We start from the raw sequence: 23,470 nt of genomic DNA, 5'->3' as shown, positions 1-23,470 counted from the left end.
AGGGGGTCGAGCCAATGGGGCGCGGCCGAGCAAAGGCCAAGCAGGTCAAGGTTGCTCGCCAGCTGAAGTACAACAGCGGTGGCACGGATCTTGACCGTCTTCGCGACGAACTCGGGGTCGGAGACTCCAGCCGCAATGACGACGCCGACGACCTCAACGATGAGCTGGCTGATCGCTATGCCGATTACGCCGATGACTATGGCGCCGGAGACGACGACGATGGCCGTACGTCCGGCCGCCGATAGCCGTTCTCCTGGTTGATGTGACCGAGGGCCCGGCGCCTCACCGCGCCGGCTCCTCGCTCACGCTCGTCGGGCCCCACGGGCAACCGTGGGGCTTTCGTTGCGTCCGCCTCCGGCCTCAACCGCGACGCCCTTCCACGAGGGGTCGCTTCGCGTATCGCGGTTCCAGGCGGCGTCTCCCAAGGGTGACACCGTCCCCCTTTCGCCCCTGACAAGCACGCTCGCCCAGCGCCCGCCCGTGAGGGCACACCGGTGGCCTTCGGGAGGGTGCACCGCGGAATCATCACAGGTGGCGGGGCATGTCGCCGCACCGCAGGCATGAGGCTACCCGGCTCCGCCGTCCGCTGCAGACAGTGATGCTGTTGTCACTGTTACGCAAGCGGCTCCTCCAATCTTCGCGTGATTACTTTGCGCATGTAAAGCGCTACACAGCGTATTCACGCGCAGCGGAAGGGGTCACGTGCACCACCTCCTCACCAAGCTCCTCGCGGCTCTCACCGTCATGGCGACGCTCTGCGTCGTCGCCCCCGCACCCGCCCAGGCGGCGGACCCGGCCTACTTCGTCATGACCGACATCACCCGCGAGGAGTTCGTCGTCCAGCTCACCGACCCCGGCAAGATCCAGCACGCCCGCGACCTGCTCAGCGGCGCCACCTCGGACAAACCCCATGTCATCGGGCGCATCGTCAAGAGGTCCGCCCCCTACAACCCGCGCTGGAGCTACAACCTGAACCCGGACACCGTCAGCTTCTTCGACGTCGCCATCGAGGTCTGCGACGCCACCATCCCCTACGTCGAAGATCACCTGGACGAGGCCGGCGGGGCGTTCCTGCCCGGGCTCGTGTGGTGCCCCTGGACTTCCAGGCTCGTGCGCGAGCTCCCGGCGCCATAGTCCATCTGACGTCAACTCTCATCGCGGCCCTGGGCAACCGCTCCGGGGCCGCCCGCATGCGCCGGAAGGGGCTTCAGCTCATGAGCATGCCCGAGCGAGACTTCGCTCCGGGAGACGGGCCGGCCACCAAAGTCCGTGTGTCACTGAGAGCGGGCACCATTCGCGCCGTCCGAGAGCGCGCCGGGGCCCGTGGGTTCTCGGCCTACGTCGATGCCGCTGTGGAGCGCCAGATCGAGCGGGATCTGTTGGAGGAGGCCCCGCAGGCGAACGAGGCCGCTGCCGGGCCGCTCCCGCATGCCTTACGCGATGAGGCGGCGGCGTTGTTCCGCCACGTCAGGTCGGCGCCTGAACTCCGGGAGGAGAGCGGGTGGCACGCGCACGAAGCAGATTGATTGCGGGCACCGTTGTTCTCGATTGCGAAGGGCCGGTGAAGTGATGCGAGGCCGCAAACGGTAGGGAAAAGCAGTGCAGGCGGTCCTACGGCGCGCGCACTGGTCATCGCCATGCCTGACGTCTTCCCGTGGGTGCGCCACCTGTCGTCGGACGAGCAGCGGGCCTTCACGCTCGAGCTAGTTGAGGCGCTGTCCGACGCGGCGGAGCTGGACATGGACGTGACCACGCAGGAGGTCATCGCCGGCTGGCGCGCAACCGCAAGGATTAAGGCCGATCCCGCGCAATATGCCGCAGCGCGCAAGCCTACGACTGGAGACTTCGGGCCTGTCGAGGTCACGGCGTGAGCCCGAAGCGCGGAGACCGCGTCACAGTGCCACCTCCAGACGGTGAAGGGGACCTCCGGTTCGGCACTGGCGATGCGGTCAAGGGTTGGGAAGAACTGTGCCGCCACGCGTTGGCCAATACCCGTCGTACTCCCGTCGGCCCACCGTGTAACCGGGATCGGGTGGGTTCGGCGAGCGCAAGCGAGCGTGCTTGTCGGAGGAGCGAAGTTCCCTTGGGAGGCGCTGGGTGAAGCCTGTGCGCGCAGCGCCCCCCTGGAAGATCTTGCGGTTAGTGGTAGCGGGCCTGGCCGGTGCCGGGGGTGGTTTCGCCCATGGGCCAGGCTTCGACTCCGCGTTCCGCCAGGAGGCGGATCGCCTCGTCCACGGCCTCGGCGGGCAGGATCGCCGCCATGCCCACCCCCAGGTTGAAGGTGCGGTCCATGTCGCGTTGCGCGATCTTCCCGTACCGGGCCAGTACGTCGAAGACGGCGGGTGGCGTCCAGGAGGAGCGGTCAAGTACGGCGTCGAGGTGGCCGGGCAGCGAGCGTGACAGGTTGTTCTCGATGCCGCCGCCCGTGATGTGCGCGTACGCGTGCACGTCCACCGTCCTGGCCAGCTCCAGGCAGGCGAGGGAGTAGATCCGGGTCGGTTCGAGGAGTTCCTCGCCCAGCGGCCGGCCCAGCTCGGGCAGGACCGCGTCGAGCGACAGGTCCGCCTCGCGCAGCACGTGGCGTACGAGGGAGTAGCCGTTGGAGTGGATGCCGGAGGAGGCGAGGCCGAGGACGACGTCACCGGCGGCCACGCGGTCGGGGCCGAGCATGGCCGACGCCTCGACGACGCCGGTGCCCGCGCCAGCAAGGTCGTACTCGTCGGGGCCCATCGCGCCGGGGTGCTCGGCCGTCTCGCCGCCCACCAGCGCCGCCCCGGCGAGCCGGCAGCCCTCCGCCACGCCGCCCACGATCTCGGCGATGCGCTCGGGCACCACCTTGCCGCAGGCCACGTAGTCGGTCATGAACAGCGGCTCGGCCCCGCACACCACCAGGTCGTCGAGGACCATGCCGACCAGGTCGATGCCGATCGTGTCGTGCTTGCCGTAACGCTGGGCGAGCATCACCTTGGTGCCGACGCCGTCGGTGGACGACGCCAGCAGCGGCCGCTTGTAGCGCAGCAGGGCCGAGGCGTCGAAGAGACCGGCGAAGCCGCTCGCGTCGTCGACCACCTCGGGCCGCCGCGAGCGCGCCACCTTGTCCTTCATCAGCGCGACGGCCCGCTCGCCCGCCTCGATGTCGACGCCCGCCGCCTCGTACGTACTCACGCCTTGCTCTCCAACACGAACTTGCCCACGTTGTCCTGGTCGATCGGGATCGGGTACTCGCCCGTGAAGCAGGCCCGGCAGAGCCGGTCGGACGGGAGGGTGGTGGCCTTGGTCAGCCCCTCGAGGGAGATGTAGCCGAGCGAGTCGGCGCCCAGCGAGGCCCTGATCTCCTCCACTGTCAGCGAGCCCGCGATCAGCTCCGCCCGGGTGGCGAAGTCGATGCCGTAGAAGCACGGCCAGGCCACCGGCGGCGACGAGATGCGCACGTGCACCTCACGCGCCCCCGCCTCGCGCAGCATCCTGACGATGGCCCGCTGCGTGTTGCCGCGCACGATCGAGTCGTCCACGACGACCAGCCGCTTGCCCTCCACGACCTCGCGCAGCGGGTTGAGCTTGAGCCTGATGCCGAGCTGGCGGATGGTCTGGGAGGGCTGGATGAACGTGCGGCCCACGTAGGAGTTCTTCACCAGGCCCTGGCCGTAGGGGATGCCGCTCTCCTCGGCGTAGCCGACCGCCGCGGGCGTGCCCGACTCGGGGGTCGGGATGACCAGGTCGGCCTCCACCGGGTGCTCCCTGGCCAGCACGCGGCCCACCTCGACCCGGGTGACCTGCACGCCGCGACCGGCGATCGTGGTGTCGGGGCGGGCGAGGTAGACGTACTCGAACAGGCAGCCCTTCGGCTCGGCGAGCGCGAAGCGGCGGGACCTGACGCCGCGCTCGTCGATCGTCAGCAGCTCGCCCGGCTCGATCTCGCGGACGAACGTGGCGCCCACGATGTCGAGCGCCGCCGTCTCCGAGGCCACCACCCAGCCGCGTTCGAGGCGGCCGAGCACCATCGGGCGGATGCCCTGCGGGTCGCGGGCCGCGTAAAGCGTGCGCTCGTCCATGAAGACCAGCGAGTAGGCGCCCTTGACCTGCGGGAGCAGCTCGGCCGCCGCGTCCTCGACGGACCTGCTGCGGTCCTGCGCGAGCAGGGTCGTCAGGACCTCGGTGTCGGTGGTGGCGCGCGTGGAGCCGGGAGCGAGGCGCTGCGCCAGCTCAGGGGTGTTGATCAGGTTGCCGTTGTGGGCCAGCGCGAGGCCGCCCTCCTCGGTGGAGCTCAGCGTGGGTTGCGCGTTCTCCCACACGCTGGAGCCGGTCGTGGAGTAGCGGCAGTGTCCGATGGCCAGGTGGCCGCGCAGGGTGCTGAGCACCGACTCGTCGAAGACCTGGGCCACCAGGCCCATGTCCTTGTAGACGAGAATGCGGCTGCCCTCGCTGACCGCGATGCCCGCGGACTCCTGTCCGCGGTGCTGCAACGCGTACAGCCCGTAGTAGGTGAGTTTGGAAACTTCCTCGCCCGGAGCCCAGACGCCGAAGACGCCACAGGCGTCTTTAGGTGCGCGGTCGTGGGGGTCCAGGTCATGGCCGAGCCGGCCGTCGCCCTTCAGCACATGCCTCAGTCTAGGTTGGGCGCTTCCGTGCTCGCACACCTGGGGGTGAATCTGCGGGTGCGCGTTGACCTGGCCGCATTCGTACCGTGCTCCCGTCATGCTTGCGGTCGCGCTCCGGTACGGTCACGCGCCCGCCACCCGGCCGTTCCTTACTCGTTCCCTGACGTTTTGTCACACGGTGACCCAGAGATGAGGATCCTCTTACCGTGTCGTGCGGTTTAGCGGGCGCTCTCCGCGAAAGGGTGAACTATCCGGCATGCAGACCCGTCGGGAGACGCAGACGTGACCACACCTGGGGACCCCAACGAGCCCCGCCCGGGGCAGGACCAGCGTCCAGAGCACCAGCAGGAATCAGAGTGGTGGAGCGAGGGCACCCGGCCGGACGACCGGTCCGACGAAGAGCCTGAGCGCCCGGGTGAGAAGCCCGGACGGCCCGGTGAGGAGCCGCGGCCCGGCGTGGAGCCCAGGGAGCCGGGGGACGAGCCCGTGCAGCGGGACGTGGAGGAGACGCAGGTGTTCCCGATCCCCGGGGCGACGCCCACCTACCCGGGATGGGGCCGGGAGCAGGAGGAGGGCGAGCCGCCGGGCAGGCAGCAGCCCTCACGCTACGAGCAGGGCGACCAGCCGCACTTCGCGCCACCGGGCGAGAGCTCCCGGTGGGAGGGCGGCCAGGCGGGCACGCCGCCGCCCGGCGGAGGACCGGCCGGCACGCCGCCGCACGCGGCGGGGGAGTACCGCGGCGACCAGCCGCACCCGCGCGAGCAGCAGGAGCGGCGCGACCAGGCGTACCGGCAGGACGAGGACCAGACGATCCCGGGGACGATGCCCTCCAGCCCGTACGGCGGCCCGCCCGGCTACCCGCCGCCCCCGCCCCCGGGCACCCCCTACGGCCCCTCAGGCGGCCAGTACGGCCAGTACGGCCCATACCAGCAGCCCCGGCCTGGCAGCGGCCTGGCGACGGCCTCGCTCGTGCTGGGCGTGGCCAGCCCGTTCCTGGTGTTCGTCTGCTTCACGGGCCTGATCACCGCCATCCTGTCGATCATCTTCGGCTGCGTGGCCCTGGCCAAGCGGGTCGGCAAGGGCCGCGCGATCGCCGGCATCGTGATCAGCGTGCTGTCGCTGGTCCTGTTCGCGATCGTGGCGATCTGGTTCTGGAACGTCGTGCAGGAGTGCGCCCAGCTGCCGAGCCCGATGGCGGACCGGTGCTTCGAGTCGAAGTTCCCGTGGATGAGCGGCACCAGGTAGGGCCTACAGCGGCAGGTGGGCCGAGAGGTCGGCGCGGGAGCCGCTGGCGGAGACGGCGCCCTTGGCGACCGCTTCGTCCCAGGTGAGGCGCCCGAGCGCGAGCTCGATCCAGGTGCGTCCGTCCATCTCGACGACGTTGGGCGGGGTGCCGCGCGTGTGGCGGGGCCCCGCGACGGCCTGGACGGCGGCGTACGGCGGCACGCGCACCTCGACGGTGTGGCCCGGCGCGGCGGTGGCGAGCTTGTCGAGCAGATAGCGCACGGCCTGCCTGGCGGCGTCGCGTTCGGGCGGCAGCCCGCGGTCGTAGGCGGCGAGCACGGCGGCGACGAGCGCGTCGGGGAGCGCGGACGCGGGGCCGTCGTAGGGGGGCTCGTCGAGGGCGACGAGCTGGCCGTCGAGCGCGGCTCTCAGCTTTTCCTGGTCCAGCTTGCGTGGAGGCACCTCACCATTGTCTCCCTGTCAGCGTTCATCGGGATGGAGGTCGTCGTTCACCTGCGGTTTCGACGGCGCCCGTAGCCTCCCCGCCGTACAACTGCGCCTTTTCCTGGAGGACCTGTGGCGAACCCCAACGCGGGAGGCCGGCTGCTACCGCTGCTGTCCACCCCGCACAAAGGTGGCCGTTCCGCGCTGACCTGTCAGTTCCGCTGCGGCAACGCGTGCGCCCACGACGTGGCCAACACCACGGACAACGTCTACTTCGGCGATGTGGTGAAGGAGGCCCTGTCGCGCCGCGGCGTGCTGCGGGCGGGCGCGCTCGGCGCGCTGGTCGCGGGTGCGGGCCTCGCGGGGGCGGCGCCGGCGCTCGCGGACGGGCAGGCGGAGCCGGCGGCGGCCCGTCCTGGCAGGCCGGGCGGCGGCCGTTCCGACCTGCGCTTCGCTCCGGTGCCGCCGAACAAGGAGGACGTGCTGCGCGTCCCCGACGGCTACAAGTCCTCGGTGGTGGTGCGCTGGGGCGACCCGGTGCTGCCCGACGCGCCCGCGTTCGACTTCGACGGTCAGACGCCCGAGGCGCAGAGCAAGCAGTTCGGCTACAACTGCGACTACGTGACGCTGTTCCCCATGGGCGACGACCGGGCGCTGATGTGGGTCAACCACGAGTACACCGACGAGAGCCTCATGTTCCGCGGCTACACCGGCGGCGCGGAGGCGACCGAGGAGCAGATCAGGATCGGGCTGGCCGCGCACGGCGGCTCGGTCGTGGAGATCGAGCGGGCCGGCGGCAGCGGCCAGTGGAAGCTGGTCACCAAGGGGCGCCGCCGCTACAACCGGCGCATCACGGCGCAGACCGAGATGCGCTTCAGCGGCCCCGCCGCCGGGCACGAGCTGCTGCGCACGGCCGCCGACCCGAAGGGCCGCACGCCCATCGGCATGCTGAACAACTGCTCGGGCGGCACCACGCCGTGGAAGACGGTGCTGACCGCCGAGGAGAACGTCGACCAGTATTTCGTCAACGGCGACAAGGTGCCCGCGGCGCAGAAGCCGTACATCGAGCGCTACACCATCACGACGGGCGTGCCCGAGGAGAGCCGCCGCTTCGACCGGGTGGAGGAGCGCTTCGACCTGGCCAAGCACCCGCACGAGGCCAACCGCTTCGGGTGGATCGTGGAGATCGACCCCTTCGACCCCGACTCCACACCGGTCAAGCGCACCGCGCTCGGCCGGTTCAAGCACGAGGCGGCCACGACCACGCTGGCCCGCGACGGCCGCCTGGTCGTCTACATGGGGGACGACTCGCGGTTCGAGTACATCTACAAGTTCGTCTCCAAGGACCGCTACATCCCCGGCTTCGACCGGCACAACAGGGCACTGCTGGACGAGGGCACCCTGTACGTCGCCAAGTTCACCGGCGACAGCCCGGACGAGGAGATCGACGGGTCCGGCAAGCTGCCGAAGGACAAGGAGTTCGACGGCTCGGGCGAGTGGATCCCGCTGGTGTCGGGCGACCGGTCGTACGTGAAGGGCATGTCGGCGGCCGAGGTGCTGGTCTACACGCGCGTCGCGGCCGACAAGGTCGGCGCCACGAAGATGGACCGGCCTGAGGACATCGAGCGCAACCCGGTCACCGGCGGCGTGTTCGTGGCGCTGACCAACAACACCAACCGCACCCCGGCCCAGGTGGACGAGGCCAACCCGCGCCCCTCGAACAAGCACGGCCACGTGCTGGAGATCACCGAGCGGCGAGACGACGCGGGCGAGCGGCGCTTCGCCTGGTCGCTGGTGCTGGTGTGCGGCGACCCGAAGGACGCCACGACCTACTTCGCCGGGTACGACAAGAGCAAGGTCTCGCCGATCTCCTGCCCGGACAACGTGACGTTCGACAAGGACGGCAACCTGTGGATTTCCACGGACGGCAACGAGCTGGGCTCCAACGACGGCCTGTTCGTGATGCCGGTCGAGGGCAGGGAGCGGGGCCACCTGCGCCAGTTCCTGACGGTCCCGGTGGGCGCGGAGACCTGCGGCCCGCTGGTGACGAGCGACCAGCGCAGCGTGTTCGTGGCGGTGCAGCACCCGGGCGAGATCGACGGCGCCACGCCGGACAACCCGGGCAGCCGCTGGCCCGACGGCGACCAGCCGCGCCCTGCGGTGGCGGTGGTCTGGCACGGCAAGGGCAAGAAGATCGGCGCTTGACCTCAAGTTAAGTCGAGGTCGTACCGTCCATGTCATGAGCATGGAGATGACCGCCTGGCACCAGCTTTATTCGATGAACAACCAGCAGGAGCGTCGTCCGCTGTCGCGGGCGACGCTCCGCCGTATCGCCGGGTTCGCCCGTCCCCACCGCACCAAGATCACGCTGTTCCTACTGCTCAGCGTGGTGCTCGCGGGCCTCGCCGTGGGCTCTCCGCTGCTCGCGGGCCGGGTGGTGGACGCCGTCTTCAACGGCGAGCCGCTCGGCGTGGTGGTGACCGTGGCGCTGCTGATCGCGGGGCTGGCGATCGCGGAGGCCGGGCTGGGGCTGCTGAACCGGTGGTTCTCCGCGGGGCTCGGCGAGGACCTCATCCTCGACCTGCGTACGGCCGTCTTCGACCACGTCCAGAAGATGCCGATCGCGTTCTTCACGAGGACCCGCACCGGCGCCCTGGTCAGCCGCCTGAACAACGACGTGATCGGCGCGCAGCGGGCCTTCACCGACACGCTGTCCGGCGTGGTGGGCAACCTGGTCACGCTGGTGCTCACGCTGGTCGCGATGATCGGCATCTCGTGGCAGATCACGCTGCTCGCGCTGGTGCTCCTGCCCGTGTTCATGCTGCCGGCCCGGCGGATGGGCGGCAGGATCGCCCGGCTGCGGCGCGAGGCGGCCGACCACAACGCCGCCATGGGCACGCAGATGACCGAGCGGTTCTCGGCGCCGGGCGCGACGCTGATCAAGCTCTTCGGCCGGCCCGCGCACGAGTCGGCCGAGTTCGCGGGCAGGGCCCGCAGAGTGCGCGACATCGGCGTGCGCACCGCCATGACGCAGACCGCGTTCGTCACGGCGCTCACCCTGGTCTCCGCGCTGGCCCTGGCCCTCGTGTACGGCCTCGGCGGCTTCTACGCCCTGCGCGGCCAGCTCGCCCCCGGCGCGGTCGTGGCGATGGCCATGCTCCTCACCCGCCTGTACGCCCCCCTGACCGCGCTGGCCAGCGCCCGCGTGGACGTCATGAGCGCGGTCGTCAGCTTCGAGCGCGTCTTCGAGGTGCTCGACCTGAAGCCGCTCATCCAGGAGCGCCCCGGAGCCCGCGAGGTGCCCGAAGGACCGGTCTCGGTGGAGTTCGACGACGTGCGCTTCTCCTACCCCTCGGCCGACAAGGTCTCGCTGGCCTCGCTCGAAGAGGTGGCCGTGCTCGACTCGCGCGGCGGCGAGGAGGTGCTGCACGGGGTGTCGTTCCGCGCCGAACCCGGGCAGATGGTGGCGCTGGTCGGCTCGTCCGGCGCGGGCAAGTCCACGATCGCGCAGCTGCTGCCCCGCCTGTACGACGTCGACTCGGGCGCCGTACGGCTCGGCGGGGTGGACGTGCGCGACCTGACCGCCGACACGATCCGCGACACGCTCGGCATGGTCACCCAGGACGGCCACCTCTTCCACGAGACCATCCGCGCCAACCTGCTGCTGGCCAGGCCGGGGGCGAGCGAGGACGAGCTGTGGGACGCGCTGACCCGCGCCCGCCTGGCCACGCTCATCCAGTCGCTGCCCGACGGCCTCGACACGGTGGTGGGCGAGCGCGGCTACCGCCTGTCGGGCGGCGAGCGCCAGCGGCTGACGATCGCCAGGCTGCTGCTGGCCAGGCCGCGGGTGGTGATCCTGGACGAGGCGACCGCGGCGCTCGACTCGACCTCGGAGGCGGCGGTGCAGGCGGCCCTGGGCGAGGCGCTGGAGGGCAGGACCGCCGTGGTGATCGCGCACCGGCTGTCCACCGTACGGGCGGCCGACCTGATCCTGGTCATCGAGGACGGCCGGGTGGTCGAGCGCGGCACGCACGCCGAGCTGCTCGCGGCGGGCGGGCGTTACGAGGAGCTCTACCGCACCCAGTTCGAGGACCCGACGGCGGCGGAGGCGGCCGCCTGATTCCTCCTCGGGGAGGCGGCCGGAGGTTACAGTCACGATCATGGCCTTCGAACTGATCTGTTTGTCTACGGCGACAAGCCCACCAGCGGCAACCGCACCAGCGACCTGACCGTGCGCTCGATGATCGAGGAGGCGCGGGCGTTCTCGCCCGGCTTCCACGTGGGCGCCGCCGCCGCGCTGCGTCCGCTGCCGGCCTGGAAGCGTACAGCCGACTTCCTGTTCTCCCAGGTCAGCTTCTCGGTGGAGGCCCAGTTGCGCTGGCGCGACGAGCACCCGGCCGACGTGCCGGTGTACGCCGGCGTGATGGTCCTCGCCAGCGAGCGGCACGCCCGCACCCTGGCCGCGGCCATCCCCGACATCGCGATCCCCGACGAGCTCGTGGCCGCGGTGGCCGCCGACCGGGCGGCGGGCGTCGAGGCGGCGTGCGAGCAGGTGCTGGCGCTGCGCGACAGCGGGGCGTTCGCCGGGGTGCACCTCATCCCGGTCGCCCGTTACCGTCAGGTCGAGGCGCGGCTGGCCGGCGCGCTCTGAGGCCGCGCCAGAGCCGCCAGCACCGCACCCGCCAGGGCCACGGCGAAGAGCACCGCGTACGCCCGCTGGAAGCCGTCCATGAGCTGCCCCACGGCCACCGGTGAGAGTGTGGAGAGCGTGCCCGCGTAGACCTGGGCACGCAGCTCCGGCCCCACCGAGGCGGTCAGCACGGTGAGCGACAGGCCGACGCTGATCACGATGCCGACGTTCATCACCATCACCCGCAGCCCGTTGACCACGCCCAGGCTCCCGGCCGGCAGCGCGGTCATCACCTGCGTGGTGTTGCCGGTGAGGAACGTTCCGCTGCCGCAGCCGGCCACGAACAGCCCGATGCCGATCACCCAGTACGGCGTGCCCGCCCCCGCCGTCACCATCAGCGTGCCGAGCCCGGCCGCGCTGAGCAGCGCGCCCCCGATGGACAGCGCGTACGGCGACACCCGCCGTCCCAGCATGCCCACGATCGGCGAGGCCAGCCCGATCCCCACCGGCACGGGCAGCACGCTCAGCCCCGCCTCGAACGCGCCCACGCCGCGCGCCGCCTGGAAGTACAGCGCCACGACCAGGATCAGCGCGGAGCGGGCCAGTGCGTTGCAGAACGAGGCCAGGTTCGCGCACGCCAGCAGCCGCCCGCCGAACAGCCGCAGATCCAGCACCGGGTTCGCGGAGCGCCGCTCGGCCACCACGATCAGCGGCACCGCCACGACGAACACGGCCACTCCCACGATCACGACAGGGCTGCCGGGCCCCCGCGACCCGGCTTCCGACAATGCCAGCAGCAGCGCCGACAGGGCGGCGAACACCAGCACGTTGCCCAGCGCGTCCACCGGCTGCCTGGGCTGTCGCGGCATCTTGCGTAAGATCGCCGCGCCGACGCCGAGCGCGAGCAGCCCGGCGGGCACGTTCACCCAGAAGATCCACTGCCAGCCGGCCGTCTCCGCGATGAGACCGCCCACGGTCGGCCCGGCGAGCTGGGCGACCGACATCGTGCCGATGTAGACGCCCATGCCCTGGCTGAGCCGCTCGGGCGGGAACGCGTCGGTGATGATCACCGTCCCGTTCGCCAGGATCATCGCCGCGCCGACCGCCTGTAACACCCGCATCGCGATCAGGAACCCGACGCTCGGCGACAGCCCCGCCAGCAGCGAGGCCAGCGTGAACAGCGCGAACCCGGCCAGATAGACCTCGCGGCGGCCCAGCAGGTCGGCCACGCGGCCGAAGAACACCAGGCTCGCGGTGTTGACCAGCAGGAACGCGAGCAGGATCCAGCCTGACTCCAGCGGGCCCGCCTGGAAGTGCCGCACGACCGCGGGCAGCGCCACGTTCAGGGTGCTGCCGGCGATGCCGATGAGGACCAGGCCCAGGCTGGTGACCGCGCAGACCCGCCAGGCGTAGCGCAGGCGGGTGGCGTCGTGGGGGGTGACCGCGACCATGACCTCCATCATGACGTACGACGTACGTCACGGAATGTGGTCACCTGGCGCGCTTACGCAGTCCCTCCAGGTCGTGGATGACCACGCGCCGCCGGCCGGTCTCGATGAGCCCGCGGTCGCGCAGCGTGCGCAGCGCCTTGCTGACGGCCTCGCGGGAGGCGCCGGTCCAGCCGGCCAGCTCGTCCTGCGAGAGGGGCAGCGCCACCCGGACGCCCGTGGCGGTCTTCTCGCCGTAGCGCTCGGCCAGCTCAAGCAGGCGGGTGGCGACCCGGCCCGTGGTGTCGAAGGCGCCGTACTCGATGCGCTTCCTGTCGGAGTCGCGCAACTTGGCGCTGACCTGCTGCATGAGCAGCACCGCGATGCGGCCGTGCGACTCCAGGAACGTGGCGAAGTCACGGACCACGATGCCGGAGATGGGTTCGAGCGCGGTGACCGTGGTCGAGCGGGGCGAGCCGTCGATGGCCGACAGCTCGCCGATGAGCGCGCCGGGGCCGCGTACGGCCAGCACCACCTCGGTGCCCGCGCTCGTGTGGGACGAGCACTTGACCCGGCCGTCCAGCAGCACCAGGACCCAGTCGGACGTGTCGCCCTCGGCCATGATGGTCGTGCCGCGGTCCCACCGCCGCGGGCGGCCGGCCGCCTTGAGCGACTCGACCTCCTCGTTGGTCAGCAGGGTGAGAAACTCGCCAGGTTCTGGGGCCATGCGCCCGATTATGGCGGCAACGGAACCCTGGTTCTATTCCAAATCCGTCAGAACGTACGCGGTGACCGGCTCCTCCTTGCCCTTGAGGTTGAGCGCGCCCAGGGAATTCACCGTCACGTCATCCCCGAGCTGCCGGTACGTCGTCTCGCCGATGACCACCGTGCCGGGCTCCGCGATCGCCTGGAGGCGGGCGGCCACGTTGACGCAGTCGCCCATCGCGTTGAAGCCGCGCAGCTCGGGGCTGCCGATGTTGCCCACCAGCGCGGGCCCGGTGTTGACGCCCACCCGGAACGTCGGCCACTCCACCTCGTCGGAGCGTTGCCAGGCCATCTCCTCGGCCACCTCGGCGGCGGCCCGCTGCATCTCCAGCGCCGCCTTGCAGGCCGCCCGCGCGTGCCCCGTCTGCGTGGCCGGCGCGTTGAACAGCGCCAGCAGCGCGTCGCCGACGAACTGCACGATCGTGCCCCCGTTGTTGAGGATGCAGGGGACGGCCGCCGTGTGATAGCGGTTGAGCATCTCGACGATCTCGCCCGGCGTCACCTTCTCCGAGAACGTCGTGAAGCCCTTGAGGTCGGCGAAAAGCGCGGTCAGCTCCTTCACCTCGCCGCCCAGCGCCGCCTGCCCCGGATCGGCGAGCAGCGCGTGCGCCACGTCCGGCGACATGTACTGGTGGAAGAGCGTGTGCAGCTCCTGGTAGAGCCGGGCGTTCTCCAGCGAGATCGACAGCTGCCCGGCCAGCGTCGCGGCCAGCGCCTCGTCCTGGCTCGTCCGCCCGATCGGCACCTCCAGCACGCCCGCCAGGTTGCCCTTGACCGTCAGCGGGAAGGCCAGCAGCCCGTCACGCCTGATCGGGTCGTCACCCACGAACGCGTAGTCGCGCGAGCCCACCTGCGTCTTTCCCTCGGACACCAGCGCGATCTTCACATCCCCGTACGCCTGCCGCACCCGCTCCAGCGACGTCGTCAGCAGCTGATCCTCCGGCAGGCCCACCCGCGTCTGCACGCTCACCGCCACCAGCGCCGACAGCCGCTCCGACAGCTCGCGCTCCTCGGCCAGCGCCCGTCCTGCCCGGTCGAGCACCGCCGCCTGGCCCTCGTTGAGCCGGAACTTGCCCGACATCCGGGTCGCGGCCAGCGGTTCGCCCTTGCGTACGTGCTCGACCAGCTCCTCCAGCGCCTGGTCGTAGTCGCGCTTGATGCGGGCCACGGTCGCCGACAGCGCCACCGAGTCGAACAGCCCCGCGCTCGACCCCTCGCGCCTGAACTGCAGGTAGGCGCTGTAGGCGACGAACATGAAGGCCAGGGTCAGCAGCAGGTGCCACTCCCACCACGACAGGTGCCAGTTGAGCTGCGACATGCCGGCCACCATCGACTCGGCCAGCAGCGCGTACGCGGTGAGCAGGCTGATCAGCATCGCCGAAGGGCGGCGCCTGTGCAGCAGGAACATCATCACGCCGGCCGCGCCGTACAGCAGCAGCCCCGGGATCGACGCCCAGACCAGCCAGTCGATCGGGGAGACCTCGGGCGGCTCGCTCAGCGCGGTCAGGCCGGGCACCAGCGACACCACGCCCCACAGCACCATGGAGCCGAGCAGCGCGCCCCTGATGAAGTGCTGCCACGACAGCACGACCTTCGCCACCCGCTCGCCCAGCGGCAGCGCCGAGACGAACGCGAACACCGCCGCGATCGACAGCCCGACCTGCTGGCCCGCGTCGAAGCCCACCGAGCCGCCGGGCAGGATGACCTTGGGGGTGGCCAGGCCGTGCAGGAAGAAGAAGCCGGCGTTGGTCACGAAGACCATGGAGACGAGGAACAGGCGGGCGTCGGCGCGCCGCCGCGACGCCTCGCTGATGAGTACGCCGAGCACGAGGTTGACGCCGGCGACCAGGATGATCAGCCAGAAGTGGCTCGGGTTGTGCTGCCACGGGATGTTGATGTGGTCGTTGGCCAGCAGCAGCCAGAGGCCCAGCATGGGCAGCGCCAGGTGGATCCCCCAGACCACGCCGCGAACGGGCTGGGTGGCCGGTGGGAGGTACGTGGGACCAGGGGTTGACACAGACCGATTATCCACGGGGGGTCGCCGTCGCGACTGCGTCGTTTTACTCACCCACGTCATCGACAATCCGTCAGTGCGGTCAGTACCTTTCTGTTTCGTAACAAATACGTTAGGTAGTTGCCGTCATCCTATGGACCGTTTCAGGCGTGATCTTCATGCATCACCCGCCAAGCTCCCAGCGGACCGGCGCCGGAAGGAAGGGGCCGCCACGTGGAGGCACGTGCCGGTTAACGGCCACGGGAAAGCCGGGCGCGCCGCCCACCCCATCACGCAGGCAGCGCTCAGAAGGTGTGGCGGAGGCGCGGAAAGGGCCGGTGCGAGGGAACTCGCACCGGCCCTTGAAGCACCGGCCCTTGAAGCACCGGCCCTTGGAGCACTGGCCCTTGAAGCACCGGCTGTTGAAGCACCGGCTGTTGAAGCGCCGGCGCTAAAAAACCCCTCAACCGGTCAGCCGAACAACGCCGGCAGTGCTGCCGTGTGGGTGTCGCGGAGTTCTTCCACCGGCACCTCAAAGACGTCCTTGACGACCAGTGACGAGCCGCCGGTCGTCCCCAGGCCGTAGCAGGGGACGTCGTGCCGGCCGCACAGGGAGGCCAGCTCGTCGTAGACCTCGGGGCGCACCACCACGAGAGCCCGCGCGGCGGACTCGCTGAACAGGTCGGTGAAGGCGTCGCCGGTCAGCTCGACGGTCGCGCCGACGCCCTTGGCCAGGCACGACTCGGCGAGCGCGATGGCGAGCCCGCCGTCGGACAGGTCGTGGGAGCCCGCGAGCAGCCCGCGCCGAGCCGCCTCGACGAGGACGGTGCCGAGCGCCTGCTCCGCCTCCAGGTCGGCCTGCGGCGGCAGCCCGCCCAGGTGACCGTGGACGACGTGAGCCCACTCCGAGCCACCGAACTCCTCGCGGGTGTCACCGAGCAGCACGACCCGCAGCCCCTCGGCCACGAACCCGGTCGGCACCCGCTGGGCGACGTCGTCGATGACGCCCAGCACGCCCACCACCGGCGTCGGGTGGATGGCGGTGGAGCCGGTCTGGTTGTAGAAGGAGACGTTGCCGCCGGTCACCGGCACGCCGAGGGTCCTGCAGGCGTCGGCGAGCCCGCGCGTGGCCTCGGCGAACTGCCACATGACCTCGGGGTCCTCGGGGGAGCCGAAGTTGAGGCAGTTGGTGACGGCCAGCGGCTTGGCGCCGGTGACGGCGACGTTGCGGTACGCCTCGGCCAGCGCGAGCTGCGCCCCCGCGTAGGGGTCGAGCTTGGCGTAGCGGCCGTTGCCGTCGGTGGACAGCGCGATGCCCCGGGTGGTCGGCTCGGCGCCCTCGATGGCCTCGGAGATGCGCAGCATGCCCGCGTCGGCCGGCTGGGCCAGCACGGTGTTGGAGCGCACGTAGCGGTCGTACTGGCCGGTCACCCACTCCTTGGAGGCGAGGTTGGGCGAGCCGAGCAGCTGGAGCAGCGTCTGCCGCAGGTCGGCGGGCCGCTCTAGCCGGTCGGGGGTGTCGGCGTTGAGCGCCGCCTGCCCGGCGGGTTCGTGGTAGGGCCGCTCGTAGACCGGCCCGTCGTCGGCGGCGGTGCCCGGCGGGATGTCCACGATGACCTCGCCGTCCCAGGTCATCACGAGGCGGCCGGTGTCGGTGACCTCGCCGATGACGGTCGCGGGGACGTCCCACTTCTGGCAGATCGCCATGAACGCGGGGATGTCGTCGGGCCGGACCACGGCCATCATGCGTTCCTGCGACTCGCTCATCAGGATCTCCTCGGGCCTGAGCGAGGGGTCGCGGAGCGGGACGAGGTTGAGGTCGACGGTCATGCCGCCGGTGCCCTTGGCGGCCAGCTCGGTGGTGGCGCAGGAGACGCCGGCCGCGCCGAGGTCCTGGATGCCGACGACGACGTCGGCGGCGTACAGCTCAAGGCAGCACTCGATGAGCAGCTTCTCCATGAACGGGTCGCCGACCTGCACGGCGGGCCGCTTGGCCTGCGACTCGTCCTCGAACGTGGCGCTGGCCAGCACCGAGGCGCCGCCGATGCCGTCGGGGCCGGTGGAGGCGCCGAACAGCACGACCTTGTTGCCCGGCCCAGGCGCGGTGGCCAGCTTGATCTGGTCTTTCCGCAGCAGGCCCACGCACAGGGCGTTGACCAGCGGGTTGCCGAGGTAGCAGGGGTCGAAGGAGACCTCGCCGCCGATGTTGGGCAGGCCGAGGCAGTTGCCGTAGCTGCTGATGCCCTCGACCACGCCGGGCAGCACCCGCCGGGTGTCGACCGCGTCGGCGGCGCCGAAGCGCAGCGCGTCCATGACCGCGATCGGGCGGGCGCCCATCGACATGATGTCGCGCACGATGCCGCCGACGCCGGTGGCCGCACCCTGGTGCGGCTCGACGTAGGAGGGGTGGTTGTGCGACTCGATCTTGAACGTGGCCGCCCACCCGTCGCCGATGTCGACCACGCCGGCGTTCTCGCCCATGCCCACCAGCAGCGCCTCGGACTTGGGCGCCTTGGTGGCGAACTGCCGCAGGTGCACCTTGGACGACTTGTACGAGCAGTGCTCGGACCACATGACGCTGTAGATGGCCAGCTCGGAGCCGGTCGGACGGCGGCCCAGGATCTCTTTGACCCGGTCGTACTCGTCCTGCTTCATCCCCAGCTCGGCGAAGGGCATCGGCTCGTCGGGAGTCTCCGCCGCCCGCTGGACACTGTCTGTCATGCGTTCACCAGGTTCTTCAGGATGGAGGTGAAGATGCCGAGGCCGTCGGTGCTCGGGGCGCCGACCAGCTCTTCGACGGCGTGCTCGGGGTGCGGCATGAGGCCGACGACGTTGCCGGCCTCGTTGCGGATGCCGGCGATGTGGTTGAGCGAGCCGTTGGGGTTGCCGACGTAGCGGAAGACCACGTGGCCGCCCGACTCGAGCGCGGCGAGCGTGTCGTCGGAGGCGACGTAGCGGCCCTCGCCGTGCTTGATCGGCAGGACGATCTCCTGGCCGGCGGTGAAGCCGTTGGTCCACGCCGTCGCGGTCTGCTCGACCTTGAGCCGCTGGTCACGGCAGACGTAGTGGAGCGAGGCGTTGCGGGTGAGCGCGCCGGGCAGCAGGTGCGCCTCGCAGAGGATCTGGAACCCGTTGCAGGTGCCGATGACCGGCAGGCCGGCCTTCGCGGCGGGGACCAGCTCGTCCATGATCGGCGCGAAGCGGGAGATGGCGCCGCAGCGCAGGTAGTCGCCGTAGGAGAAGCCGCCGGGCAGGAAGACGGCGTCGACTCCCTTCAGGTCGTGGTCGGCGTGCCACAGCGGGACCGCCTCCGCGCCCACGAGGCGCACGGCTCTGGCTGCGTCCTGGTCGTCGAGAGTTCCTGGAAACGTGACAACGCCCACACGGGCAGCGCTCATGACAGTCGTCCCCTCCGGGTGAATGCGCGCGCCACCGTCCCATCGGGGTGGACGGCGGTATCACCAGGTTATCGGGTGCGCTCCGGTGGTCCGCATCGGCTCGGGACGCGGGACTGGCGCGGGCTTACCCAGCGGCTTACCCGGCGGCTTACACGGCGGCGAGCTCGCGGGGACGGGCCTCGGCGGCGTCGTCGTCCCAGTCGAGCAGCTTGCGCAGGTGGACCGTGGTGCCCCGGCCCGGCGTGACGCCGAACGAGATCTCGTCGACGACGGATCGCATGATCAGCAGGCCGCGGCCGTTCTCGGTGTCGGGAGGAGGAAAGTGCGGAGGCATGGTCGGCACGCCGTCGCCGTTGTCGGCCACGCGGACGTCGCACTGGCCGGCCCCGATGGCCGCCGTCACCTCGTAGCGGTTGGCCGGCCCTCCGTGCCGGACCGCGTTGGAGCACGCCTCGGACACGGCGAGCAGCATGTCGGCGATGCACGTCTCGCTCACGTTGAGTGAACGCATGGCGTCGCCCAGCACTCGCCTGACCATCGGTATGCCGATCGCATCCCGAGGCAGTGCCAACGAGAACTCAATATCCACCGGACTCCTCCGGGCTCCGGAATGTCACCTGGAGTAGGTTTCCCTGAGAAAACGGGGCTAACCGCAAAATCACGTTGTTGTTATTTAGTGTTGGCAAGCCCGTGGCATTGTGGCATGTCCGAACCCGGCTTTAACCACCCGAGGGGAAATCCAGCCCCCAAAAGTGCCTTCTACCCCTCAACCCGGACGACGTAGTCCTCGATCACCGTGTTGGCCAGCAGGGTTTCGGCCATCTTGCGCACCTCGGCGAGCGCGGCCTCGTCGGCCTCGCCCTCGATCTCCAGCTCGAAACGCTTTCCCTGGCGCACGGCGGAGACGCCGGAGAAGCCGAGCCTGGGCAGCGCCCTGGCGATGGCCTGGCCCTGCGGATCGAGGATCTCGGGCTTCAACATGACGTCCACGATGACGCGGGCCACTGCGTTCCTCCTGGGTGCGGTGGGTGGTGGGAAGCACAGCCTACCGGCGCGTGTGGCCGCCGACACAACGGGAACGGGGAGGACATGGGGCTTGCGCACAGGGCTGTGACGTCTGCCACGATGGCCCCAAAAGCGTACGAACCTCCACCTCCCGGTTCGGCGCTACGAAGGCTGGCCTAAGGTGGCAACCCCATCTCGGACCGGCCCCGACCACAGGAGTGGCACGTGACACAAGACGCCTCTCGTGGTGCTGACGCACCTCCTGAGCTCGTCCAGCTGCTCACCCCCGAGGGAGAGCGGGTCGAGCATCCTGACTACGACATCGATCTGACCCCGGAGGACGTCCGGTCGCTCTACCGCGACCTGGTGCTGGTCCGCCGCGTCGACCTGGAGGCCGTCGCGCTGCAGCGCCAGGGCGAGCTGGGCATCTGGGCCTCGCTGCTCGGCCAGGAGGCCGCCCAGATCGGGTCGGGGCGCGCGCTGACCGACTCCGACATGGCCTTCCCCACCTACCGCGAGCACGGCGTGGCGTGGTGCCGTGACGTCGACCCGGTGAAGCTGCTCGGCCTGTTCAGGGGTGTCAACCACGGCGGGTGGGACCCCAAGGAGCACAACTTCCACCTCTACACGATCGTCATCGGCAGCCAGACCCTCCACGCGGTCGGCTACGCCATGGGCATCCAGCGCGACGACGCCAACGCGGCCACCATCGTCTACTTCGGCGACGGCGCCACCTCACAGGGCGACGTCAACGAGTCGTTCATCTGGGCCAGCGTGTTCAACGCGCCGATCGTGTTCTTCTGCCAGAACAACCAGTGGGCGATCTCCGAGCCGCTGGAGAAGCAGACCCGCATCCCGCTCTACCGGCGCGCCTCCGGGTTCGGCTTCCCCGGCATCAGGGTCGACGGCAACGACGTCTTCGCCTGCCTCGCCGTCACGCGCAAGGCGCTGGAGGCCGCGCGTACGGGCCAGGGCCCCACGCTGATCGAGGCGTTCACGTACCGGATGGGCGCCCACACCACCACCGACGACCCGACCCGCTACCGGGTGGCCAGCGAGCTGGAGGCGTGGAAGCTGAAGGACCCGATCGAGCGGGTCAAGTCGTACCTGTTCAAGAACGAGCACGCCGACCAGGCGTTCTTCGACGCGATCGAGGCCGAGGCCGACCAGCTCGGCGCCGACCTGCGCAGACGCTGTCTGGCCATGCCGGACCCCGAGCCGCTCGACATCTTCGACCACGTCTACAGCGAGCCCCACGCCCTGATCGACCAGGAGCGCGCCCAGTTCGCCGCGTACTTGGAGGGGTTCCGTGACTGAGCGAGGCGACCGCAGCGGCCGGTTCGGGGCGAAGGAGGCGTCGTGACCGTACTCAGCCTGTCCAAGGCGCTCAACGAGGGCATGCGCAGGGCCATGGAGGACGACCCCAAGGTCCTCATCATGGGTGAGGACGTCGGCAAGCTGGGCGGGGTCTTCCGGGTCACCGACGGGCTGCAGAAGGACTTCGGCGAGGACCGCGTCATCGACACGCCGCTCGCCGAGTCCGGCATCATCGGCACCGCGATCGGGCTGGCGCTGCGCGGCTACCGGCCGGTGTGCGAGATCCAGTTCGACGGGTTCGTCTTCCCGGCGGCCGACCAGATCATCACCCAGCTCGCCAAGATGCCGATGCGCTCGCTCGGCGCGATCAAGCTGCCGGTCGTCGTCCGCATCCCGTGCGGCGGCGGCATCGGCGCGGTCGAGCACCACAGCGAGTCGCCGGAGGCGTACTTCACGCACACCGCCGGACTGCGGGTGGTGGCCTGCTCCAACCCGGCGGACGCGTACACGATGATCCAGCAGGCCATCCGCAGCGACGACCCGGTGATCTTCTTCGAGCCCAAGCGGCGCTACTGGGAGAAGGCCGAGATCGACACCGGCTCCACCGACTGGTGGCCGCCGCTGCACGCCGCCAAGGTCGTACGTCCTGGCGCCGACGCGACCCTGCTGGCCTACGGCCCCATGGTCAAGACCTGCCTGGAGGCCGCCGCGGCGGCCGAGGAGGACGGGCGCTCGCTGGAGGTCGTGGACCTGCGCTCGCTCAACCCGCTGGACGAGCCGCTGGTCATGGAGTCGGTACGCCGCACGGGCCGGGCCGTGGTCGTGCACGAGGCGCCCGTCAACAGCGGCTTCGGCGCGGAGCTGGCGGCCAGGATCACCGAGCAGTGCTTCTACCACCTGGAGTCGCCCGTGCTGCGCGTCGGCGGCTTCTCCACCCCCTACCCGCCGTCGAAGCTGGAGGAGCACTACCTGCCCGACCTTGACCGCGTGCTCGACGCCGTCGACCGGACCTTCGGATACTGAGGGGGCAGACGATGCGACGCGAGTTCAAGCTGCCCGACGTCGGCGAGGGGCTGACGGAGGCGGAGATCGTCCGCTGGCACGTCAAGCCGGGCGACGACGTCAAGGTCAACCAGATCGTGGTGGAGATCGAGACCGCCAAGTCGATCGTCGAGCTGCCGATCCCGTGGGACGGCGTGGTGGCCGGGCTGATGGCCGGCGAGGGCGAGACGGTCGACGTGGGCGTCCCGATCATCGCGGTGGACACCGACGGCGAGGGCGGCGCCCCTTCACCGGGCGCGACCGGCGCCACGACTCAGGAGGCGCCCGCTCCCACTGCGCCGGCTCCCTCTGCGCCCGCCAGCGGCGGGACGGCGCCGGCGTCCGGGATCGAGGCGCTGGCCGACGACATGGTGCCGAAGCCGCCCGCCGAGGGCGCGGTGGAGCCGGGCGCGCACGGCAGCCCGGCCCCCAAGGAGGAGCGCCAGGCGGTCCTGGTCGGTTACGGCGTCAAGACCGGCGCCACCAAGCGCCGCCCGCGCCGCCAGGCCGCTCCCGGCCACCCGACCAACCCGGTGGCGAACCCGGCCCGCGTGGGCCTGGACGCGCCGCCGCAGACCCCCGCCCTGGCCCCCGCCCCGGCCCCCGCATCCGCCCCGGCCCCGGCGCCTGCGGTTCCGGCCGGAGCGCAGGGTCCTGGGGCGGCGCGGGCGCTGGCCAAGCCCCCCGTACGCAAGCTCGCCAAGGACCTGGGCGTGGACCTCGCCACGCTCACGGGCACGGGCCCCCAGGGCACGATCACCCGTGACGACGTTCACGCGGCGGCGGCGAGGACGCAGGAGCGGCCCGTCACGACGGGCGAGCGGCGGGAGAGGGAGGAGCGCGTCCCGGTCAAGGGTGTCCGCAAGATGACCGCCCAGGCCATGGTGACCAGCGCCTTCACCGCCCCCCACGCCACCGAGTTCCTCCAGGTGGACATGACGGCCACCATGGACGCCGTGCGCGGCATGCGCACGCTCCCGGAGTTCGCCGAGGTCAAGGTCTCGCCGCTGCTCCTGGTGGCGAAGGCGGTGCTGACGGCGATCACCAGGCACCCGATGATCAACTCCTCGTGGGACGAGGCCGCCCAGGAGATCGTGGTCAAGCACTACGTGAACCTGGGCATCGCCGCCGCCACCCCGCGCGGCCTGGTGGTGCCGAACATCAAGGACGCCCAGGAGCTGTCGCTGCCCGCGCTGGCCGGGCGGCTGGCGGAGCTGACGGAGGTCGCCAGGGCGGGCCGTACGCAGCCGGCGGAGATGGCCGGCGGCACGTTCACGATCACGAACGTCGGCGTCTTCGGCGTCGACGGCGGCACCCCGATCATCAACCCGGGCGAGGCGGCGATCCTCGCCTTCGGTCAGATCAGGGACATGCCGTGGGTGGTGGACGGCGCGCTCGCGGTGCGCAAGGTGGCGACGCTGTCGCTGTCGTTCGACCACCGCATCGTGGACGGCGAGCTGGGCTCGCTGTTCCTCCGTGACGTGGGCGCGATGCTGGAGGACCCCATCAGAATGCTCGCCTGGAGCTGACGCACCGGTACGGCGGCCGCCGGGAGGACCCCTCTCCCGGCGACCGCCGTACGGCGGGGGACACCCGCACCCACGACGTCAGAGCCTCCAGGATGTCCC

General features: G+C 70.7%; 20 protein-coding genes. 10 read left to right on the top strand and 10 right to left on the bottom strand.

What is annotated here, in order from left to right; all coding sequences use genetic code 11:
* Positions 1 to 14: 14 nt before the first annotated feature.
* The 3 genes from ABZW11_RS03225 to ABZW11_RS03215 all read left to right on the top strand — a co-directional run bounded on the left by ABZW11_RS03225 (position 15) and on the right by ABZW11_RS03215 (position 1,871).
* The gene (locus tag ABZW11_RS03225; RefSeq protein WP_080047438.1) at positions 15 to 245 is read left to right on the top strand and encodes a DUF3073 domain-containing protein; all 231 of its coding nucleotides are present in this window, start codon (positions 15 to 17) and stop codon (positions 243 to 245) included.
* A gap of 457 nt (positions 246 to 702) precedes the next feature.
* Positions 703 to 1,134, top strand: a complete 432-nt coding sequence (locus ABZW11_RS03220; protein WP_355412091.1) for a calmodulin-binding protein — start codon at positions 703 to 705, stop codon at positions 1,132 to 1,134.
* A gap of 503 nt (positions 1,135 to 1,637) precedes the next feature.
* Complete coding sequence (locus ABZW11_RS03215) at positions 1,638 to 1,871, top strand: hypothetical protein (protein WP_355412089.1); 234 nt, start codon at positions 1,638 to 1,640, stop codon at positions 1,869 to 1,871.
* Positions 1,872 to 2,139: 268 nt separating this feature from the next.
* Here ABZW11_RS03215 and purM read toward each other — a convergent pair whose 3' ends face one another.
* Together purM and purF are read right to left on the bottom strand one after the other, a co-directional pair.
* Positions 2,140 to 3,165 carry a phosphoribosylformylglycinamidine cyclo-ligase gene (gene purM / locus ABZW11_RS03210; RefSeq protein ID WP_355412087.1) on the bottom strand — a complete coding sequence of 342 codons (1,026 nt, stop codon included), beginning with the start codon at positions 3,163 to 3,165 and terminating at the stop codon, positions 2,140 to 2,142.
* A complete protein-coding gene (gene purF / locus ABZW11_RS03205) occupies positions 3,162 to 4,598 on the bottom strand; it encodes an amidophosphoribosyltransferase (protein ID WP_355412085.1) in 1,437 nt (478 codons plus the stop codon). The genes purM and purF overlap by 4 nt, the downstream gene beginning before the upstream one ends.
* Positions 4,599 to 4,880: 282 nt before the next feature.
* Here purF and ABZW11_RS03200 point away from each other — a divergent pair, with 282 nt between their 5' ends.
* Positions 4,881 to 5,843, top strand: a complete 963-nt coding sequence (locus tag ABZW11_RS03200; RefSeq protein WP_355412083.1) for a hypothetical protein — start codon at positions 4,881 to 4,883, stop codon at positions 5,841 to 5,843.
* A gap of 3 nt (positions 5,844 to 5,846) precedes the next feature.
* On the opposite strand, the gene ABZW11_RS03195 is transcribed toward ABZW11_RS03200, so the two are convergent.
* Positions 5,847 to 6,284 carry a sterol carrier family protein gene (locus ABZW11_RS03195; protein WP_355412081.1) on the bottom strand — a complete coding sequence of 146 codons (438 nt, stop codon included), beginning with the start codon at positions 6,282 to 6,284 and terminating at the stop codon, positions 5,847 to 5,849.
* Positions 6,285 to 6,398: 114 nt separating this feature from the next.
* Here ABZW11_RS03195 and ABZW11_RS03190 point away from each other — a divergent pair, with 114 nt between their 5' ends.
* From ABZW11_RS03190 to ABZW11_RS03180, 3 genes are all read left to right on the top strand, one after another.
* Positions 6,399 to 8,471, top strand: coding sequence for a PhoX family phosphatase (locus ABZW11_RS03190; protein WP_355412079.1), 2,073 nt, complete (start codon positions 6,399 to 6,401; stop codon positions 8,469 to 8,471).
* A gap of 34 nt (positions 8,472 to 8,505) precedes the next feature.
* Positions 8,506 to 10,386, top strand: coding sequence for an ABC transporter ATP-binding protein (locus ABZW11_RS03185; protein WP_355412077.1), 1,881 nt, complete (start codon positions 8,506 to 8,508; stop codon positions 10,384 to 10,386).
* Positions 10,387 to 10,506: 120 nt separating this feature from the next.
* On the top strand, positions 10,507 to 10,917 hold the full coding sequence (locus ABZW11_RS03180; protein WP_355412075.1) for a methylenetetrahydrofolate reductase: 411 nt from the start codon (positions 10,507 to 10,509) through the stop codon (positions 10,915 to 10,917).
* Here the strand turns inward: ABZW11_RS03180 and ABZW11_RS03175 are convergent.
* The 7 genes from ABZW11_RS03175 to purS all read right to left on the bottom strand — a co-directional run bounded on the left by ABZW11_RS03175 (position 10,884) and on the right by purS (position 19,484).
* Positions 10,884 to 12,347 (bottom strand): MFS transporter, encoded by a 1,464-nt coding sequence (locus tag ABZW11_RS03175; protein WP_355412073.1) that lies wholly within the window; start codon positions 12,345 to 12,347, stop codon positions 10,884 to 10,886. The genes ABZW11_RS03180 and ABZW11_RS03175 overlap by 34 nt on opposite strands.
* Before the next feature lie 40 nt (positions 12,348 to 12,387).
* Positions 12,388 to 13,050 carry a Crp/Fnr family transcriptional regulator gene (locus ABZW11_RS03170; protein ID WP_355412071.1) on the bottom strand — a complete coding sequence of 221 codons (663 nt, stop codon included), beginning with the start codon at positions 13,048 to 13,050 and terminating at the stop codon, positions 12,388 to 12,390.
* A gap of 33 nt (positions 13,051 to 13,083) precedes the next feature.
* On the bottom strand, positions 13,084 to 15,105 hold the full coding sequence (locus ABZW11_RS03165) for an adenylate/guanylate cyclase domain-containing protein (RefSeq protein ID WP_355412069.1): 2,022 nt from the start codon (positions 15,103 to 15,105) through the stop codon (positions 13,084 to 13,086).
* A gap of 447 nt (positions 15,106 to 15,552) precedes the next feature.
* Positions 15,553 to 17,802, bottom strand: a complete 2,250-nt coding sequence (gene purL / locus ABZW11_RS03160) for a phosphoribosylformylglycinamidine synthase subunit PurL (protein WP_355412067.1) — start codon at positions 17,800 to 17,802, stop codon at positions 15,553 to 15,555.
* Complete coding sequence (purQ, locus tag ABZW11_RS03155) at positions 17,799 to 18,479, bottom strand: phosphoribosylformylglycinamidine synthase subunit PurQ (RefSeq protein WP_355412065.1); 681 nt, start codon at positions 18,477 to 18,479, stop codon at positions 17,799 to 17,801. The genes purL and purQ overlap by 4 nt, the downstream gene beginning before the upstream one ends.
* A gap of 148 nt (positions 18,480 to 18,627) precedes the next feature.
* On the bottom strand, positions 18,628 to 19,017 hold the full coding sequence (locus ABZW11_RS03150; RefSeq protein ID WP_355412063.1) for an ATP-binding protein: 390 nt from the start codon (positions 19,015 to 19,017) through the stop codon (positions 18,628 to 18,630).
* Positions 19,018 to 19,238: 221 nt separating this feature from the next.
* Positions 19,239 to 19,484, bottom strand: a complete 246-nt coding sequence (gene purS / locus ABZW11_RS03145) for a phosphoribosylformylglycinamidine synthase subunit PurS (RefSeq protein WP_345391362.1) — start codon at positions 19,482 to 19,484, stop codon at positions 19,239 to 19,241.
* A gap of 225 nt (positions 19,485 to 19,709) precedes the next feature.
* Here purS and pdhA point away from each other — a divergent pair, with 225 nt between their 5' ends.
* From pdhA to ABZW11_RS03130, 3 genes are read left to right on the top strand one after another with little or no spacing between them, the layout of a single operon-like run.
* Positions 19,710 to 20,801: a pyruvate dehydrogenase (acetyl-transferring) E1 component subunit alpha gene (gene pdhA / locus ABZW11_RS03140; protein ID WP_345391359.1), complete on the top strand. Its 1,092-nt coding sequence runs from the start codon at positions 19,710 to 19,712 to the stop codon at positions 20,799 to 20,801.
* A gap of 42 nt (positions 20,802 to 20,843) precedes the next feature.
* Positions 20,844 to 21,824: an alpha-ketoacid dehydrogenase subunit beta gene (locus ABZW11_RS03135; protein WP_355412060.1), complete on the top strand. Its 981-nt coding sequence runs from the start codon at positions 20,844 to 20,846 to the stop codon at positions 21,822 to 21,824.
* 11 nt (positions 21,825 to 21,835) lie between these two features.
* Complete coding sequence (locus ABZW11_RS03130; RefSeq protein WP_355412058.1) at positions 21,836 to 23,371, top strand: dihydrolipoamide acetyltransferase family protein; 1,536 nt, start codon at positions 21,836 to 21,838, stop codon at positions 23,369 to 23,371.
* Positions 23,372 to 23,470: the final 99 nt, after the last annotated feature.

This window comes from Nonomuraea sp. NPDC004580, assembly GCF_040609855.1.
Lineage (GTDB): Bacteria > Actinomycetota > Actinomycetes > Streptosporangiales > Streptosporangiaceae > Nonomuraea > Nonomuraea salmonea.
This window is presented reverse-complemented; position numbering and strand designations above follow the sequence as displayed.

Coding starts and splice junctions, on each gene's coding strand:
- ABZW11_RS03225 (WP_080047438.1), top strand. CDS start 15: ATGGGGCGCGGCCGAGCAAAGGCCAAGCAGGTCAAGGTTGCTCGCCAG.
- ABZW11_RS03215 (WP_355412089.1), top strand. CDS start 1,638: ATGCCTGACGTCTTCCCGTGGGTGCGCCACCTGTCGTCGGACGAGCAG.
- ABZW11_RS03185 (WP_355412077.1), top strand. CDS start 8,506: ATGAGCATGGAGATGACCGCCTGGCACCAGCTTTATTCGATGAACAAC.
- ABZW11_RS03180 (WP_355412075.1), top strand. CDS start 10,507: ATGATCGAGGAGGCGCGGGCGTTCTCGCCCGGCTTCCACGTGGGCGCC.
- ABZW11_RS03175 (WP_355412073.1), bottom strand. CDS start 12,347: ATGGTCGCGGTCACCCCCCACGACGCCACCCGCCTGCGCTACGCCTGG.
- ABZW11_RS03170 (WP_355412071.1), bottom strand. CDS start 13,050: ATGGCCCCAGAACCTGGCGAGTTTCTCACCCTGCTGACCAACGAGGAG.
- purL (WP_355412067.1), bottom strand. CDS start 17,802: ATGACAGACAGTGTCCAGCGGGCGGCGGAGACTCCCGACGAGCCGATG.
- purQ (WP_355412065.1), bottom strand. CDS start 18,479: ATGAGCGCTGCCCGTGTGGGCGTTGTCACGTTTCCAGGAACTCTCGAC.
- ABZW11_RS03150 (WP_355412063.1), bottom strand. CDS start 19,017: ATGGTCAGGCGAGTGCTGGGCGACGCCATGCGTTCACTCAACGTGAGC.
- ABZW11_RS03130 (WP_355412058.1), top strand. CDS start 21,836: ATGCGACGCGAGTTCAAGCTGCCCGACGTCGGCGAGGGGCTGACGGAG.